Source organism: Streptomyces fodineus, from assembly GCF_001735805.1.
In the GTDB taxonomy this organism is placed as follows: Bacteria; Actinomycetota; Actinomycetes; order Streptomycetales; family Streptomycetaceae; genus Streptomyces; species Streptomyces fodineus.
In genome coordinates this window covers 590630-607678 of sequence record NZ_CP017248.1, presented here as the reverse complement: position 1 = coordinate 607678, position 17049 = coordinate 590630, and the positions used below count along the sequence as shown (strand labels likewise).

Here is a 17049-nt window from a genome sequence, read left to right as displayed (position 1 = left end):
TCAGGCCGCGAGACGCTCCGCGAGCTGCCGGGCCTTCGCCGCGGCCTCCTCGAGGGCGCGGTCGCGGGAAGCCTCGTACAGCGGGACCAGCTCGGACATCGCCGGGTTCTGCGGGGCCATGGTCAGTTCCGGGACGATGAAGTCGATGTCCAGGCCGAGGGCGTCGGCGAGGACGGCCGTGAGGTAGTTCTGTACGTACTCGTATCCCTCGCGCGGGGTGCCCGGCCCGTACGCGCCGCCCCGGCTGGCGACGACGGTCACCGGGGTGCCCTTGGCGGACTGGGTCTCGCCCGCGGTGCGGCCGATGAGGATCACGTTGTCCAGCCAGGCCTTGAGGGTCGAGGGGATCGAGTAGTTGTACATCGGGGCGCCGATCAGCACCGCGTCGGCCTGCTCCAGCTCCTCGATCAGCCGCACGCGCTCGGCGAAGGCCGCGGCCTGCTCGGGCGTGTGCGACACCGGGTCGGCGAAGCCCGCGGTGTGCGCGGCGGCGGTGATGTGCGGGACGGGCTGCACGGACAGGTCGCGGTAGACGACGGTGCCCTCGGGATGCTGCTCCTGCCAGTGCGCGCGGAAGGCCTCCGTCACGGCGCGCGAGGCCGAGGCCGCGGTCGGGAACACGGACGAGTCGATGTGCAGAAGGGTGGCCATGGTGACTCCCAAAGGGCTGGCTGAATGTTCGTAGGCAACTATGTCTAACACATGGACTTACTTTTTTTCATCCCCATACGGCGGGGTAGTACCCTGATCGCATGGCGGCGGACGTGACCCACGACAGTGCGGCGTGCAAGCGGGTGGACCATGGCATCACCCGCGTCTTCCAGCTGCTCGGAAAGCGCTGGAGCGGCCCGATCGTGGCCGTCCTGGTGGAACAGCCCGCGTACTTCGCCGACCTGCGCCGGGCCATCCCCGGCATCAGCGAGCGCATGCTCTCCGACCGGCTCGCGGAACTCGGCGCGGCCGGCCTCGTACTCCGCGAGGTCGACGAGGGTCCGCCGCTGCGCGTGTCCTACCGGCTGACCGAAGCGGGCGCCGCCCTGGGCCCGGCACTCCGGGAACTCGGTGAATGGGCCAAGCTCCACCTGCCGGACGAGCAGTCGTGCCCGGGCCTGGAGCGCGAGCGGCCGGCCGGGTCGGCATAAGAACGGGGCATGGACATCGACGCGCAGTGGGTGAGCACCGTCTGGACCGAACAGAACGGCCTGACCCGGTCCCGGTGACGGGGTACGGGGGTTGTCCCCCGGCTCGCTGCACCGGATGACCGGATGGTGCGGGCCAGGGTGTTTCGGGGACGGTGGATCTCCCGTGGACACCCGTCGGAAGGACATGCTCGTGCGCACCCTCACGGCCACCGTCGCCGCCCTGACCCTCGCCGCCGGCGCCGTACCGGCCGCGGCCGCCGCGCGACCGGGACCACCCGGCACCGACGGGGTGTGGCGCATGGACGGCTACGGCACCGTCCTCGTCCTCGGCGGGGGAGCGCTACAGGAGTACCAGACGACGTCCGTCAGCTGCCTGAAGGGGGACACCTCGCGGCAGACCGGTCCCGGGACGTACGCGGCCTCGGACGGTTCGGTACTGACCGTACGGACCGTGCACGACCGCGATCACGCGCTGCTCGCCGCGGACAGCTCGGTCGGACACCGCAAGCTGCGCCGCCTGAGCGCCCTGCCCGCCGCCTGCACGCGGCCGGCCCCCACCGACCCGCGCGCCGCCTTCGACGTCTTCTGGCAGACTTTCCAGGAGAACTACCCCTTCTTCGCCCAGAAGCACATCGACTGGCACGCCGTCCGCGACCGGTACCGCCCGCTCGTCCGCAAGGACACCACGAAGGACGAACTCTTCGGCATCCTCAGCCGGATGGTGCGCCCGCTGTACGACGCCCATGTCACGGTGGTGGACGGCGACCGGCGCTTCGGCCAGGTCCGCCCCGGCACGGAGAAGCCGGGCCCGGGACTGGACACCAAGGTCAAGACGTTCATCGAGGCCCGTGATCTCAAAGGCGCCTCCGGCCGCCAGGACTTCGGCGCGGGCCGGATCACCTACGCCGACCTGCCGGGCGACCTCGGCTATCTGCGCATCTCCGGATTCGGCGGCTATGCCGGCAAGGACGCGCCGTACACCGCCGAACAGGCCGAGCTCGACCGGGCGTTGAACACCGTACTCACCCCGGGGCGTACCGAGCGGCTCAAGGGGCTCGTCATCGACCTGCGCGTCAACGGTGGGGGCCACGACTCCCTCGGCATCCGGATCGCCGAGCGGCTGACCGACACTCCGTACACCGCGTACGCGAAACGGGCCCGCAACGACCCGGCCGACCCCACCCGGCACACCCGCCCCGAGCCCGTGCCCGTCGTCCCGGCCGGCGCGCCCCGCTACACCGGCCCGGTCGCCGTCCTCACCGGCGGCTCCACGGTCAGCGCGGGCGAGACCTTCACCCAGGCCCTGATGGACCGGCCCGGACGGACCCTGCGCATCGGGCAGCCCACCCAGGGCGTCTTCTCGGACGTGATGGAGCGCTATCTGCCCGGCGGCCTCGTCTTCGGCCTGCCGAACGAGGAGTTCCTGACCCGCAGCGGTCGCACCTTCGACGGCACCGGCATCCCGCCGCAGCTGACCGAACCGGTCTTCACCAAGGAGGAGTTCGCCAAGAACCGCGACTCGGCGTTCGACGCGGCGGTGAACCTGCTGAGCGGGCGCCGCTGAGCCGGATCAGTCCACCGGCCAGGTGTGGACCGGCGCGTTGAGATGCATGTAGTCGATGTACAGCTGGGTCATCCGGCGCAGCGACTCGTGGCGGCCGGCACGTGTGGTGGAGTCGAGGTGGTGGAACATCTCCTTCTGCCACACGGCGCCGTTGCGGGCCGTCACACAGCGCTGCTCGATGATGCCGAGCAGCGGCTCCCGCCAGGCCTCGTCCATGCCGGAGTGCTCCAGACCCCGGTGCGCCAGCGGCAGCAGCCGCCGCAGGACGAGTTCCGGCACCGGTACCTCGCCCATCCCCGGCCAGTACAGCAGCGCCTCGATGCCGTGCCGGGCGGCGGTGTGCAGATTGTCCTGGGCCGCCGCGAACGACATCCGCGACCACACCGGCCGGTCCTCCTCCACCAGGGCGCGGGTGAGGCCGTAGTAGAAGGCGCCGTTGGCGAGGGTGTCGGCGACGGTCGGGCCGGCGGGCAGCACCCGGTTCTCCACCCGGATGTGCGGCACGTCGTGGGAGACGGCGTACACCGGGCGGTTCCAGCGGTAGATCGTGCCGTTGTGCAGGGTCAGTTCGCCGAGCTCGGGGATGTCACCGCGGTCCAGCGTCTCCACCGGGTCCTGCTCGTCGCACAGCGGCAGGAGCGCCGGGAAGTAACGCAGGTTCTCCTCGAAGAGGTCGAAGACACTGTTGATCCACCGTTCCCCGAACCACACCCGGGGCCGTACGCCCTGCACCTTGATCTCCTCGGGGCGGGTGTCCGTGGCCTGTTCGAACAGCGGAATACGGGTCTCGTGCCACAGCTCCTTGCCGAACAGGAACGGCGCGTTCGCCGCCAGTGCCACCTGGACGCCGGCGATGGCCTGCGCCGCGTTCCAGTAACCGGCGAACTCCTCCGGGGACACCTGGAGATGGAACTGCGTGCTCGTGCACGCGGCCTCCGGGGTGATCGTGTCCGCGTAGGTGCGCAGCCGGTCCACACCGTCCACCTCGATGCGCAGGTCCTCGCCGCGGGCCGCGAAGATCTGGTCGTTGAGCAACTGGTAGCGCGGGTTCTCGGACAGGCTCTCCTCGCCGATGTCCTCCTGGCGCAGGGTGGGCAGAATCCCGATCATGATCAGCCGGGTGCCGATCGACCTGGCCCGCTCGTCCGCGTGGTTCAGCGCGGCGCGGATCTCCGACTCCCATGCGTCGGGACCGCCCGCGATCAGCCGCCGGGGCGGCACGTTGATCTCCAGGTTGAACCGGCCCAGCTCGGTGGACCAGGCGGGGTCGGAGATCGCCTTCAGCACATCGGTGTTGCGCATCGCCGGCTCGGCGTCGTCGCCGACCAGGTTCAGCTCGATCTCCAGGCCGACCTGCGGCCGCTCGGACTCGAACCGTGCCTCGCGCAGCATCTGCGCCAGCGCGTCCAGGCACGCGTGCATCTTGATCCGGTACCGGCGGCGGTCCTCGCGGGTGAAGACGAGCGCCGGGACATCGCGTCCCATCGGCCCTCCAGGAAAGCCCCTCGTCACAGACCTCTGCACCCAGCGTCGCACCATCCCGCGGGCCCCACCAAGCGCGGCCCACACCCGCGCGGACCGGCGCAGGTGTACCCGGGCGGCCGCAGAGCGTGATGGGGCCCGGATCCTCAAGCCGACGGCGTGGGAACGGCCGTACGCGCGGCGTCCGTTGCCGAGGCGACCGGCGGCCGGGGCAGGGGGTGGTGGCCCAGGAACGGCGGAGGTTGCGAAGATGGGGCCATGACCATGTCCCACGGCGCTCGCCGGCCCACGATCGCCGACGTCGCCGCGGCGGCGTCGGTGTCGCGGACCACGGTGTCCCACGCTCTCAACGGCATCGGCAAGGTCGACCCGCGGACCCGCGAGCGCATCAAGAAGATCGCCGCCGAGCTGGGGTACCGGCCCAACCTGCGTGCCCAGCGGCTGCGCCGCGGCGAGGCCAAGGCCATCGCGCTGGCCTCCTCGATGCCGTTCGCGGTGGCCGGTGGCCCCTCGCGGCTCGGCTTCTACATGGAGGTGGCCGCCGCCGCGGCCGAGCGGGCGCTCGTCCACGGCTACGCCCTGGTGCTGATCCCGCCCGTGCAGTCCGGTTCCGCGCTGTACTCCGTCGACATCGACGGCGCGATCGTGGTCGAGCCCGAGTCGGACGACGCGGCCGTGGCCCAACTGCGCGAGCGCGGACTGCCGTACGTCGCGCTGGGCCGGCCCACGGCACCCGACGACGACGCCCCTTATGTGGACCTGCACGGCGGCCGGGTGGTCGAACTGCTCCTGGACCACCTGCGTGACCAGGGCGCCCGCAGTCCGGCGCTCGTCGTCGGCGCGGGCACCCGGCACTCCGCGGTCGACGCCCGCGCCGCCTACGAACGGATCGCCGCCGCGTACGGCTGGGCGCCGATCGTCGCGACCGACGACGAGGACGGCGGCGAGCAGGCGGGGTACGACCGGTGTGCCGCGCTGCTCGCGGAGCACCCCGGCATCGACGCGCTGTGCGTGCTCGTCGACGCCTTCGCCGTCGGTGCCGTACGGGCACTGCGGGAGGCGGGACGCCGTATCCCCGAGGACGTCATGGTCGTCACCCGGTACGACGGGCTCCGCGCCCGCACCTGTGAACCGCCGCTCACCGCGGTCGACTTGAGGCTGGACCGGGCCGCCGCGGACGCGGTGGAGCTGCTGCTCGCCCGGCTGGGCGCGCCCCCGGCGACCGGCGCGGCGGACACCCGGGGCGAGGCGCCGGCCGCCGCGCCCCGGCTCGTCCTGCGCGCCTCGTCTCTGCGCCGTCCGCCGCCCGCCGCCCGCGACTGATCACGACCCCGCGATCAGCGCCACCCCTGACACCAGGGCGAAGACCAGCACGAAGGCGCGCATCCTCCGTGCGTCCACGCGCCGGTGCACCAGCCGGCTCAGCCAGGCCCCCGCCGCGAGCGCGGGCAGCAGCAGGAGCGCCCAGCCCATGTCCGCCGGACGGCCACGGCCGGTGACGAACAGCAGGGCCAGGGAGGCGACTTCGCCCACCAGGAAGCAGACCGCGACCGTGGCCCGCAGCTCGCCCGGCGGCCGGTGCTGGTAGACGAGGGCGAGGGGCGGGCCGCCCACGCCGGTCGCGGTCTCGGTCAGCCCGGTGACCACACCGGCGCCCACATACGCACCCCGCCCGGGCACGAACGACGGCGCGACGAGGCTCACCAGGGCCGCCAGGACCGTCGCCACGCCCACGACGGCCCCGAGGGCGCCCCCCGGGATCACCCACAGCAGCGCCAGCCCCGCCGGTGTCGCGCCCAGCCGCGCCGCCGTGATCCACCGGGCGCCGCGCAGATCGAGGCTGTGCCGCTCACGCCAGGCGACGTACACATTGAGCGGGATCATCGCGGTCAGCACGAACACGGGCAGCAGCCCAGGATCGAGCAGGCCCGCGACCGGCGCCACGATCAGCGCGAACCCGAGTCCGCTGGCCCCCTGCACGAACGCGGCCGCCGCGACGGTCAACGCCAGTACCGCCAGCGTGCCGCCGCTCATCGCCGGCCACCCGGACAGGGCGGAGCCGGGTCGCGCGGCGGTCGGGTGTCCGCCGCCGCGAGCGTGGTGGGCGTCTGCTTTTGCTGCCGGGCCGCCACCGAAGTCGGATGCGCCCGTGTCACCCCGGCGCGCCGCACCACCCGTGGCGCCAGTTCCGCGGCCCGGCGGACCAGGGCCGGTCCGTCCCAGCCCGGCGGCCAGCCGCGCCACAGCCGCAGTCGGCCGGCCACGAACACGGCGGTGAGCTGGTCCCGGTTGCCGCGCCGCACCAGCTCCCACGGCAGGTCCCAGGACGGCTGCATCTCCGGCCCGGCGATGTCCAGCAGGAGGAAGTCCGCGGCGGCGCCGGGCACGATCTGCCCAGTGCGCCGGCCGAGTCCGACCGCTTCCGCGCCGCCCGCCGTGGCCCGCTCCCACCACGTCCAGCCGGCGCCGCAGGAGGAGTCGCCACCGGCCAGGCCGTACGTGAGCCGCTGTGCGAACTCCGCCGCGTCCGCGAGCCGGAAGCCGTCCCCGCGGGTCCCGTCGGTGCCCAGACCGAACCGGATGCCGCGCTCGGCGAAGGTGATCGCCGGGGCGACGCCGTTGCCCTTCCAGGCGCTGGCGACCGGGTTGTAGCTGACCGCCGTACCGCTGTCCGCGAGCAGCGTGACCTCGGCCGGGGTGAGCAGCGTCGCGTGTGCGGCCAGCAACTGCGGGCCGAGCGCGCCCACATGATGCAGATACTCCAGGGGCCGCAGCCCGTGCCGGACCAGCGAGCGCTCGACGGCGACGAGGTGTTCGTTCACATGGACCTGTACGACCGTGCCCGCCTCGGCGGCGAGCCGTGCCGTCGCCGCCAGGGTGTGCGCGGTCGCGGCCTCCGGCACGGACACGGCGAGCGAGGGAGCGACCAGGTAGTCACCGCCGTAACGCGCCAGGTGTTTCTCGGCGGCGGCGAGCACCGTCCGAGCATCCGCGTCCTCTCCGGTGCCGTCCGAGGCGTCGTTGCAGACGAGCCCCAGTACGCAGCGGATGCCCGCGTCACGCGCGGCCGAGGCCACCACGTCCACGTCCACCGTGGCTCGGGTCCCCGCCTCGGCGACCGTCGTGAAGCCGCCTCGCAGGGACTCCAGCGCGGCCAGTTTCGCGGCGACGTACGCCGACTCCTCGTCCAGGGCGCGTTCCAGCGGCACCCATACCCGGCGGAAGATCTCCGACGGCTCACCGAACGCGAGGGCGCCGCCGAAGCTCTGTGTCAGATGGTGGTGGGCGTCGACGAAGCCCGGCATCAGCGCATGTCCGGGCAGCCGGACCGGGGCCAGCGCCGGATACGTACGGACGATCCGCTCGATCGGGCCGACGTCGCGGAACACACCGTCCCGCACGACCACCGCGTGCCCGTCCAGCGGGCCGTCGGGGGTCAGCGTCACGTCGGGCACCAGTAGCAGCGCGCCGCGGCGGAGCCGGTCGGGGGTCAGGTCGGTCATGCTTCTCCGTTGTTCGAAAGGCTGGGGAGGTGGGGGCGAGGTCAGACACCGGCGGTCGAACCCGGTGCCTCGGTCGGCACGGCGGCACCGGTGTTCGCCGCGCGCCGCCCCAGGTGGTGGAAGACGACGTTGAGGACGGCGGCGACGAAGGCGCCCACGGCGACCCCGCTCTCCAGCAGGATCCGTACGTCGGACGGGAAACCGGCGTACACACCGGGGACCAGGATCGGCAGCAGCCCGAGCGCGAGCGCGACCGCGCAGGTCACCGTCGCGGTGTGGTCCTCGAGCCGGGCCCGGGCGAGCATCTGCACGCCGAGCACGGTGATCACCGCGAAGACGACCATCGCGGCGCCCCCGACCACGGCCGACGGCATCACGCTGATCGTCCGGGCGACGGGGGTGAGGAAACCGAGGGCGACCAGGACGACGCCCGCGGCGGCCGTGACGTACCGGCTGCGCACACCGGTGACCCGGACGATGCCGATGTTCTCCCCGCTGGTCACCATCAACGGCAGCCCGAAGCAGCCGCCGAGCAGCGAGGTCAGGGCGTCCCCGCGGACCGTGCGGGGCACCTCGGTACGGACGTCGATGTCCTTGCCGACGGCCTCCGCGTTGATGACGGTCTGCCCGGTCGCCTCCGCCATCGACGCGAGGCTGTACAGCATCAGCGGCAGCGAGGCGAGAACGTCGAAGACGGGGGCGCCGAACGGCAACGGCCGTGGTACGCCGACCAGTTGACCCGACAGCGCGGCGCCCGGGTGGACCTGGCCGAGGGCGAAGGCGAGGGCCGTACCGGCCGCGAGGCCCAGCAGCACGGCGAGCTGCCGCAGGATCCCGCGCAGCAGCCGGGTGAACACCACGATCAGAGCGATGGTGGCGAAGGCCATTCCCAGCCGCACCGGGTCGGCGAAGCCCGGTGTGCCGGGCTGCCCGGTGACCAGCAGCGCGCCGACCTTCACCAGGTTCACCCCGACGATCACGATCATCGTGCCGATGACCAGCGGCGGGAAGAACCTCAGCAACCGCGCGAACAGTGGCAGCACCAGGAAGGCGAAGACGGCGGTGAGGAGCACCGCACCGGTCGCCGTACGCAGCCCGTGCTGCTGCGCGATCGACAGGAACAGGATCAGTGGCGCACCGCCCGGCAGCATCACGAACGGCAGCCGTGGCCCGAACTTCCAGGGGCCGAGGGACTGCACGAGCGAGCCGATCCCGGACAGCAGCAGGGCAGCCGAGAGCAGGTCGACGGTGATGCCCGGGCTGAGCCGGAGGGTGGCGCTCATCAGGAAGATCGCGGAGATCGGCGTCGCCGCCATGACGAGGACGTGCTGGACGCCGAAGAGCAGGATCCGCCCGAGGGGGCGGGACTCGTCGACGGGGTGCACGGCACCGGGGTCGTCGGGGGATACGGGGATGTGGTCGACGGGATGTACGGGACTGGACACGCGCGGGCTCCGTTCGGCTCGCTCGGCTCAGGCCTCGACGATCCGGCCGTGGACGGCGGCCAAATCGATTTGGCCAAATCGATTTGGCCGCCAGTATGGAGGCGTCGGCAGGGGGTCGGTCAAGGGGCGGGCACCACGAAACACCGCGCCCTGCGCGATCCCGGCCCGGAGGCGGGGACGCGCGGGGCGCGGTGCCGTGTCCGCCGCAGTCCCTGATTCAGGCCTTCTTGCGGGCCACGCCGCCGTAGAAGCCGATCTCCTCGGAGCCCGGCGGCGGCGTGCTGTCCGGGCGCCAGAAGGGAACCTGGCTCAGGCCGGGCTCGACCAGGTCGAACCCGTCGAAGAACCGCTCGACCCGTTCGCGGGACCGCAGGTTCATGCTGGCGGTCGCGTTGTTGTAGACGGCCGCGGCCTCGCTGCGGTCGTCGGCGAAGTCGCCCGTCGCGTGCGAGAGCACGAGGAAGCTGCCGGCCGGAAGCGCGTCGCGCAGGGTGGCGACGATCCGCTCGGGCTCGTCCGCGTCGCGGATGAAGTGGAGAACGGCGACGAGGAACAGGGCGACCGGCCGGCCGAAATCGATGATCCGGCGGACCTCGGGATGATCGACGATCGACTGCGGATCGCGCAGGTCGGCGAGCACGATGCTGGTCATGCCGGCCCGGCTGAGCAGCGCGTCGGCGTGCGCCTTCACGATCGGATCGTTGTCGACATAGGCGACGCGCACGTCCGGAGCCGGCTCATGGGCGACCTCGTGCACATTCGGCGAGGTGGGCAGCCCGGTGCCGATGTCGAGGATCTGGCGTACTCCGCTGTCGACGACGTACCGCACCGCACGGTGCAGGAACGCGCGGTTGGCCCGCACGGAGATCCACACCTCCGGCGCGACCGCGGCCAGCTGGTCGGCCGCCTGCTGGTCCACCTCGTAGTTGTCCTTGCCGCCCAGGAGGTAGTCGTAGATCCGCGCGGGATGCGGCTTGCTGGTGTCGATGCGCACGGCCTGGCCGCCGTCCTGAGTCACGCTGTGCTCCTCTCCCGACCGTCACGGCCTCGGTCCCGCAATCGGTTGGCCAAAGTTTCCCATATCAACTACCTGGTACGCGTGGGGAGTTCTCCGGGCTCAGGATGGAGTGGTGCGGCGCCTGGCCGACGGCACCGGCACCGGACCGGGGCCCGTCACCACGGTGCCGGAGACCCGGCCGGTGCCCTCCACCGTGAGGGGCACCGTGTCACCGGGCCGAAGCGGCGGCGGATCCCGCCGGCCGCACAGACCCCCGCTGCTCCGCCGCACAGCCGCCGTTGCCGCGGGCGCCCGAGCCCGGCAGGCCGCCAGGACGTACCCCGGTGCCGCGCGCGGCACACCATCTTCTCGTACGGCGGCCGGCCGCCCCGCTTGGCGGCCGGTGCCGGACGGGCGCCCGGCGACCGCGGGCGTTGCCCCCCGGGTGCCGAGCGCGCCTCCTGTCGCCGGCCCGTTGCCCGGCCGTGTGCTCCGGTGGGCGCGGTGCGTCACCCGGCCGGCCCGGCTCCGCTGGCCTGTGGGCCGTTGGCGTCGGAGGGTCGGAACGAGATCGGTGAGTCGGTGCTTCGTCCGACCGGTCGCCGAGTCGTCCCTCCGTGTCCGTTGACGAGGGGGGCCGACGTACCAGGGGCGGGGAACGGTTAATCCATGCGCTCGGGTCGTTCCCCGCCCCTCCCCTCGCGGCTCGGACCAACACATCCAGCGGGGCGGGGACGCCGCCCTCACCGAGCACCGGAGGGGTCCGGGCTCCCTCTTCCGACGCTCGATCGGTCCGCGTGAAGTTCAAAACCGATCGGTTTACGGTGGATGGGAAGCCGATCGGTTTCCGGCTCTCGCGCCCTTTCGCCGCACTCGGGAGATGAACAACTTCTACGGGCCGCTGCTGGTCACCCGCGCCTTCGTCCCGGTCATCGAGCGCAACGGCGGCGGGCACCTCCTCAACGTCCATTCCGTGCCGTCCTGGCTCGCCGTCGCCGGCTCCTGCAGTGCGACCAAGGCCGCTCTGTGGTCCCAGGCCAACTCCCACTCCCTGCGCCTGGAGCTGCGTTCACGTGGTATCGGGGAGGATCCGCGTCGTACCGACGAGCCGTCCGGTGAAACCTCACTGGTCACAGCCGCCACAACCACCGGCGTTTCGGCCACCCGCCGGTGTCGCGGAAGCCTTGCACCACTGCGACCGCGCGTTCGACGGCCCCGGATTCCCGGGTCCGCGCTTCGTCCGGAAACGCATGCGTTCGAGTCGCCATCGCCCTCGTTGAGTTGGGCACCGCCGGACCACCCAGGTGCGGTGCCGACCCCAAGGAGGGACGCAGGTGACCGTGACCGACGCCTCGACAGAAGACTTCCCGCCGCCCCCTCCACCGCCGGCCACGATCAGCTACGCGGGCAAGTCCGGCAAGAACCCCCTGGAAGAGGCCAGTTTCCGCAGGATGTGCGGACGTCTGCCGTCTGTCCTGCGCCACACCGCGAGCATGGCCTGGTCCGTCGACCGGTCCGGGGTCGTCCTGCTCCTCGTCTGCCAGTTCCTCACCGGCGTCGCCGCCGCCGTGGTCCTCGGCTGTACCGCACGGGCCATGACCCACATCCTCGGCGTGGGCCCCGTGTCCGAACGTCTGTACGGGGCCCTGCCCGCCCTCGTGGTCGTCACCGCGGCCGCGGCCGTTGGCCGGATCAGCAGGGCCCTGGCCTCCTACGCCGACGGGCGGATCACCCCGCGGCTGGTGACCGAGGCCGACGTGGCGCTCGTCTCCGCCGTCTGCCGGGTGGAAGCAGCCGCCCACGGCGAGGACGGATTCGCCGACCGGCAGGAGGCCGCCGAGGTCGGAGTCACCCGCACCACCACGATGGTCAAGGACGCGCAGCAGTTCCTGGCCTCGCTCATCCGCATGATCGCCGCCGGCGGCGTGATCACCGCTCTGCACTGGCTGATGCTCCCGCTGTTGCTGCTCGCCGTCCTGCCCGCGGGTCTGGGGGCCGTGCTGTCCGCCCGCGTGGACTACGAGACGCATTACGCCAACGTCGGCGACCGCAACGTACGCGGCATGATGCGCTGGTGGGCCACGTTCTCGCGGCACGGCGACGAGGTCCGCGCGAACGGGATGACCGAGTACCTCGTCTACTGGTACCGGGCGCTGTCCGAGCGCATCGACCGGCGCACCCTGACCGCCGCGCCCCGCATGCTCCGTATCGTCCTGGCGACCTCGGCCCTCGGTGGCGCGTTCCTGCTCCTCACCTGGGCCGCCCTCGCCTGGCTGGCCATGACGGGGCGGGTCGCGCTGCCCGTCGCCGCGACGGCGGTGGTCGCCGTGCAGACCACGCTCGCCGCGCTGTCCCAGTTCGTGCAGTACGGCGCCGCGATGTTCCACACCTCCCTCTACCTCGCCGACATGCGTTCCTTCCTCGACATGGCCGCCGAACGCGCCCCGAAACGCGGCGAGTCGACGATCCCGGACGAGGTCGAGGAGATCCGGCTGGAGGAGGTGGTCCACCAGTACCCGGGCAAGGACGAGCCCGCCGTGGACGGTGTCTCCCTCACCCTGCGGCGCGGGGAGATCCTCGCGATCGTCGGCGAGAACGGTTCCGGCAAGTCCACGCTCACCAAGCTCATCACCGGCATCCTCCTGCCGGACAAGGGCCGTGTCCTCTGGGACGGCGTCGACCTCGCACGCGCCCGGCCCGACTCCGTCTGGAGCCGGACCGCGCTCGTCCCGCAGAACTTCGCCTGCTGGCCCCTGCGCGCCAGGGAGAACATCACGCTGGGCCAGCCGCGCACCCATGACGACGCTCCGGTGTGGGAAGCCGTCGACGCGGTCGGCATGCGCGAGGCGATCGAGCGCCTTCCCCACGGCCTCGACACCCTGCTCGCCCGCGAGATCTTCGGCGGCGCCGAACTGTCCGGCGGACAGTGGCAGCGCCTGGCCTGCGGTCGCGCGCTGTACCGCCGTACCCCGCTGCTCATCCTGGACGAGCCGACGTCACAGATGGATCCGCGCGGCGAGCACCGGATCTTCCTGGAGATCAAACGCATCGCCGCGCGGCGCATCACCCTCGTGGTCACCCACCAGCTCGAGAACACCCGCCTCGCGGACCGGATCGTCGTCCTGCGCAGCGGACGTGTCATCGAGCAGGGCAGCTACGACGATCTCGTGCGCGCCGGTGGCCTGTTCGCCGAACTCGTCGCCCTCGCCAAGGACCGGTGACCGCACGCCGGCACGCACGCCCGTCTGGCCTTTCCTGGACAGGCGGGCGTCGGCTGTCTAGAGTCTCTGTCCAATAATGGAAAATCAGTCCAATGGGTTTCCGGGAAGCAGTGACACCACAGCCCCGCGGAACGCAGGAAGGGAAGAGGAGACCGCCATGGCCGCCGCTTCGCCCGTAACGTTCGACGATGTCCGTGCGGCCGCCGCGCGCCTCGAAGGCGTCGCCCACCGCACCCCCGTCCTCACCTCGCGCACCCTGAACGCCCTTGTCGGTGCCGAGGTGTTCATCAAGTGCGAGAACTTCCAGCGCGTCGGCGCCTTCAAGTTCCGCGGCGCCTACAACGCGGCCGCCCAGCTCACCCCGGCACAGCTGGCCAAGGGCATCGCCGCCTACTCCTCCGGCAACCACGCCCAGGCCACCGCCCTGGCCGCCCGCGAGCTGGGCACCAGGGCCGTCGTCCTGATGCCCGAGGACGCCCCGCGCGCCAAGCGGGAGGCAACGGCCGGATACGGCGCCGAGATCATCACCTACGACCGTTACACCGAGGACCGCACCGCGCTCGGTACGGCGCTGGCCGAGGAGCGCGGCCTGGTCCTCATCCCGCCCTACGACCACCCCCACGTCATCGCCGGACAGGGCACCGCGACGCTCGAACTCCTCGACGAGACCGGCCCGCTCGGCGCCCTGCTCGTACCCGTCGGCGGCGGCGGCCTGATCGCCGGGAGCGCCACCGCCGCCAAGGCCCTGCATCCCGGCATCCGGGTCATCGGCGTGGAGCCGGAGGAAGGGGACGACACCAAGCGCTCCCTGGAAAGCGGCACCCGTGTCACCCTGCCCGTGCCCCGGACCATCGCCGACGGGCAGGCCCTGCCCACGCCCGGCGAGATCGCCTTCGAGATCAACCGGCGCCTGGTCGACGCCATCGCCCTCGTCAGCGACGCCGAGATCGTCACCGCCATGCGCTTCGCCTTCGAACGGCTGAAGATCGTCCTCGAACCCAGCGGCGCCACCGGCCTGGCCGCCCTCCTGGCCGGCCGCGTCGACAACCTCCCGCCCCGCCTCGGCATCATCGCCTCCGGCGGCAACATCGACACCCGACGCTTCGCCGAACTCGTCGGCGGATGACGGGCGTTACGGCGCCCCACGCACGAAGTCACCCAGCAGGGCGTACGGCACGGCAGACGAACCGGCCGGACCTGGCCGCCGCTCCGGCGCGGGCGTCTCCTAAGGTCGGGGCATGATGAGTGAGTTCAGCGACGCCTTCCTGCTGGAGGCCGAGCGGCATGCCGCCTGGGGCGCCGCACAGTTGGAGACCCTGACCGCGTTCCTGCCCGAGGCGCCGTGGACCGCCGAGCTGTCGTCCTGCCTCTACCGGCAGGGGGACTTGGCCCTGCGGGTAGCGGTACTGGGCACGTACGACATGGCCGAGCAGTCCTGGATGTGGGGCTGGGCGAACCCCGGACTGCAGGGCACCGAGGTGGTGGCCGCGACGGGCGCGATCGAGCGGTACGGACGGGCGGGCGGTATCGCCGAACTGTCCGCGGAGGTCCTGCACCTGTCCGGCTTCGCCGATCCACGGCGTGCGGCGGAGATGCTCGCCTTCACCGGCATGGGCGTGGCCGGGGCGCCCGGGTACATCGGTGTTCCCGCGGGCGGCGACACCCGGGTCTACTTCCTCCCCGACGACCCGCAGGTCCCCCGTGCCGGCGTCGACCCCGTCACCCTGCCCCGCACCCTGCTCACCGCGGCCGGACTGATCGGCCGCTCGGCCCGGCACGTCGTGGCCGGCTACTTCGACCACCACGGCCTGCCCCAGCGCAGCGAGGCCGGCCGGATCGTCGCCGACCTGCCGGGCGGCAGCGCGGTCGAGGTCGACTTCGACACGGCCGGCCGGATCGCGGGAGTCGGGGTCGAAGTCCTGCCCTGACGAGGCCGGCACGGAAACTCACATGCGCCGCGCTGGGCGCCACGGCTACCGTGACCGCATGTCTACGCCCCGAATTTCCTAGCTGAGGACCCGCTTCCACGCCAGAAGTGTGTCCTCTAGCCAATTCGGAGCAATCCCACATGATCACCGCTCGTGATGTCGAGCTGCGCGCCGGAGCGCGCCTGCTGCTGTCCGGTATTTCCTGCACCGTCTCGCCCGGCGACCGGATCGGCCTCGTCGGCCGTAACGGCGCCGGCAAGACCACCCTGCTGACCTCGCTCGCCGGACACTCCCGGCCCGCCGCCGGCACCATCACGCACACCGGACCGGTCGGCTTCCTCGCCCAGGACTCCCGCGCCGCCGACCCCTCCCTGACGGTCACCGACCGCATCCTGTCCGCCCGTGGCCTCGACACCGCGCTGCGCGCGCTGCGCGAGGCCGAGGCGGCGATGGCCGACGCGGCCCGCCCGGCGGCACTGGAGCGGGCGATGAACGCCTACGCCCGTGCCGAAGCCGCCTTCCAGGCCGGCGGTGGCTACGCGGCCGAGGCCGAAGCCGCCCGGCTGGCGGCCGGAGTCGGCCTGCCCGAACGAGTCATGACCGAGCCGGTGGGCGCCCTGTCCGGCGGACAGAAGCGCCGCGTGGAACTCGCCCGCATCCTGTTCGCCGGAACCGACGGCACCCTGCTGCTGGACGAGCCCACCAACCACCTCGACGCCGACGCGCTCGCCTGGCTGCGCGCCTCCCTCCAGGGCCACCAGGGCGGACTGGTGGTCGTCAGCCACGACACCGCCCTGCTCGCCGACGTCGTCAACCGCGTCTTCCACCTGGACCCCGGCCGGGCCACGATCGACATCCACAACACCGGCTGGACGACGTACACGACGCGACGCGAGACCGAGGAACGCCGCCGTACCCGCGAGCGCGCAGGCGCCGAACGCAAGGCCGCCGCCCTGCACGCACAGGCGGACCGTATGAAGGCCCGCTCCGCGACCGCCACCGTGGCCAGGAGCATGGCCCGTCGCGCCGACCGCATGCTGGCCGAGCTGGAACCGGCACGGCGCACCGAGAGGACCGCGCGGATCCGGCTGCCCGAGCCGGCCCCGTGCGGCCGGACGCCGCTCGGCGCGATCAGCCTGGCCAAGTCCTACGGCGGCCACCGCGTCCTCGACGGAGTCGACCTGGCGGTGGACCGGGGCAGCCGCATCGTCGTGCTCGGCCTCAACGGCGCGGGCAAGACCACCCTGCTGCGGATCCTCGCCGGCGCCGAACGGCCGGACGGCGGACGGGTGGTGCACGGACACGGGCTGCGCCTCGGCTACTTCGCCCAGGAGCACGACACACTCGACACCGGGCGCACCGTCCTGCAGAACCTGCGCGCGGCCGCACCGCACCTGGACACCGGTGAGGCACGGCGGGTGCTGGGCGCGTTCCTGTTCGCCGGCGACGACGCCGACAAGCCCGCGGGAGTGCTGTCCGGCGGCGAACGGACCCGGCTGGCGCTGGCCGGCCTGGTCCACTCCGGGGCGAACGTCCTGCTGCTGGACGAGCCGACCAACAACCTCGACACCGTCTCCCGCGACGAGGTGCTGGCCGCGGTCGGCACGTATCCCGGCGCGATCATGATGGTCACCCACGACGAGGGCGCCCTCGACGCGCTGCGCCCGGACCGGGTCCTGCTCCTGCCGGACGCGGACGACGACCTGTGGAGCGACGACTACCGCGGTCTGGTCGCCCTCGCGTAGCCGTTGACCGGGGGGCCCGTGG

The 17049-nt window shown here is 72.4% G+C and carries 13 protein-coding genes and 2 pseudogenes; 8 read left to right on the top strand and 7 right to left on the bottom strand.

The genetic code is table 11. The features are described 5' to 3' along the window. Positions 1–651 carry an FMN-dependent NADH-azoreductase gene (locus BFF78_RS02705; protein WP_069776779.1) on the bottom strand — a complete coding sequence of 217 codons (651 nt, stop codon included), beginning with the start codon at positions 649–651 and terminating at the stop codon, positions 1–3. 101 nt (positions 652–752) lie between these two features. Here BFF78_RS02705 and BFF78_RS02700 point away from each other — a divergent pair, with 101 nt between their 5' ends. Both BFF78_RS02700 and BFF78_RS02695 read left to right on the top strand, forming a co-directional pair. Beyond that, positions 753–1142, top strand: coding sequence for a winged helix-turn-helix transcriptional regulator (locus BFF78_RS02700; protein ID WP_069776778.1), 390 nt, complete (start codon positions 753–755; stop codon positions 1140–1142). 190 nt (positions 1143–1332) lie between these two features. Beyond that, a complete protein-coding gene (locus tag BFF78_RS02695; RefSeq protein WP_069783329.1) occupies positions 1333–2706 on the top strand; it encodes a S41 family peptidase in 1374 nt (457 codons plus the stop codon). Positions 2707–2712: 6 nt separating this feature from the next. Here the strand turns inward: BFF78_RS02695 and BFF78_RS02690 are convergent, their stop codons facing one another. Then, a complete protein-coding gene (locus tag BFF78_RS02690; RefSeq protein WP_069776777.1) occupies positions 2713–4191 on the bottom strand; it encodes a glutamate-cysteine ligase family protein in 1479 nt (492 codons plus the stop codon). A 255-nt stretch (positions 4192–4446) separates the two neighbouring features. Between BFF78_RS02690 and BFF78_RS02685 the strand changes: the two genes are divergently transcribed. Then, positions 4447–5511 (top strand): substrate-binding domain-containing protein, encoded by a 1065-nt coding sequence (locus BFF78_RS02685; protein ID WP_069776776.1) that lies wholly within the window; start codon positions 4447–4449, stop codon positions 5509–5511. Here BFF78_RS02685 and BFF78_RS02680 read toward each other — a convergent pair whose 3' ends face one another. From BFF78_RS02680 to BFF78_RS47780, 5 genes and pseudogenes are all read right to left on the bottom strand, one after another. Beyond that, positions 5512–6222 carry a sulfite exporter TauE/SafE family protein gene (locus tag BFF78_RS02680; RefSeq protein ID WP_069776775.1) on the bottom strand — a complete coding sequence of 237 codons (711 nt, stop codon included), beginning with the start codon at positions 6220–6222 and terminating at the stop codon, positions 5512–5514. Continuing rightward, complete coding sequence (locus BFF78_RS02675; RefSeq protein ID WP_079161117.1) at positions 6219–7691, bottom strand: amidohydrolase family protein; 1473 nt, start codon at positions 7689–7691, stop codon at positions 6219–6221. The genes BFF78_RS02680 and BFF78_RS02675 overlap by 4 nt, the downstream gene beginning before the upstream one ends. A gap of 41 nt (positions 7692–7732) precedes the next feature. After that, the gene (locus BFF78_RS02670; protein ID WP_227025682.1) at positions 7733–9136 is read right to left on the bottom strand and encodes a uracil-xanthine permease family protein; all 1404 of its coding nucleotides are present in this window, start codon (positions 9134–9136) and stop codon (positions 7733–7735) included. A gap of 217 nt (positions 9137–9353) precedes the next feature. Continuing rightward, complete coding sequence (locus tag BFF78_RS02665; RefSeq protein WP_069776774.1) at positions 9354–10154, bottom strand: SAM-dependent methyltransferase; 801 nt, start codon at positions 10152–10154, stop codon at positions 9354–9356. Between the two features lie 99 nt (positions 10155–10253). Next, positions 10254–10491, bottom strand: a pseudogene (locus tag BFF78_RS47780) (fumarylacetoacetate hydrolase family protein); the annotation flags it as partial. Positions 10492–11019: 528 nt separating this feature from the next. Here BFF78_RS47780 and BFF78_RS47775 point away from each other — a divergent pair. The 5 genes and pseudogenes from BFF78_RS47775 to BFF78_RS02645 form a co-directional block, all read left to right on the top strand. Beyond that, positions 11020–11214, top strand: a pseudogene (locus tag BFF78_RS47775) (short-chain dehydrogenase); the annotation flags it as partial. Positions 11215–11473: 259 nt separating this feature from the next. Beyond that, a complete protein-coding gene (locus BFF78_RS02660) occupies positions 11474–13354 on the top strand; it encodes an ATP-binding cassette domain-containing protein (RefSeq protein ID WP_069783327.1) in 1881 nt (626 codons plus the stop codon). A gap of 157 nt (positions 13355–13511) precedes the next feature. Next, the gene (locus BFF78_RS02655) at positions 13512–14480 is read left to right on the top strand and encodes a threo-3-hydroxy-L-aspartate ammonia-lyase (RefSeq protein ID WP_069776773.1); all 969 of its coding nucleotides are present in this window, start codon (positions 13512–13514) and stop codon (positions 14478–14480) included. A gap of 112 nt (positions 14481–14592) precedes the next feature. Beyond that, on the top strand, positions 14593–15282 hold the full coding sequence (locus tag BFF78_RS02650; RefSeq protein WP_069776772.1) for a DUF6882 domain-containing protein: 690 nt from the start codon (positions 14593–14595) through the stop codon (positions 15280–15282). A gap of 140 nt (positions 15283–15422) precedes the next feature. After that, positions 15423–17027: an ABC-F family ATP-binding cassette domain-containing protein gene (locus BFF78_RS02645; RefSeq protein WP_069776771.1), complete on the top strand. Its 1605-nt coding sequence runs from the start codon at positions 15423–15425 to the stop codon at positions 17025–17027. Positions 17028–17049: the final 22 nt, after the last annotated feature.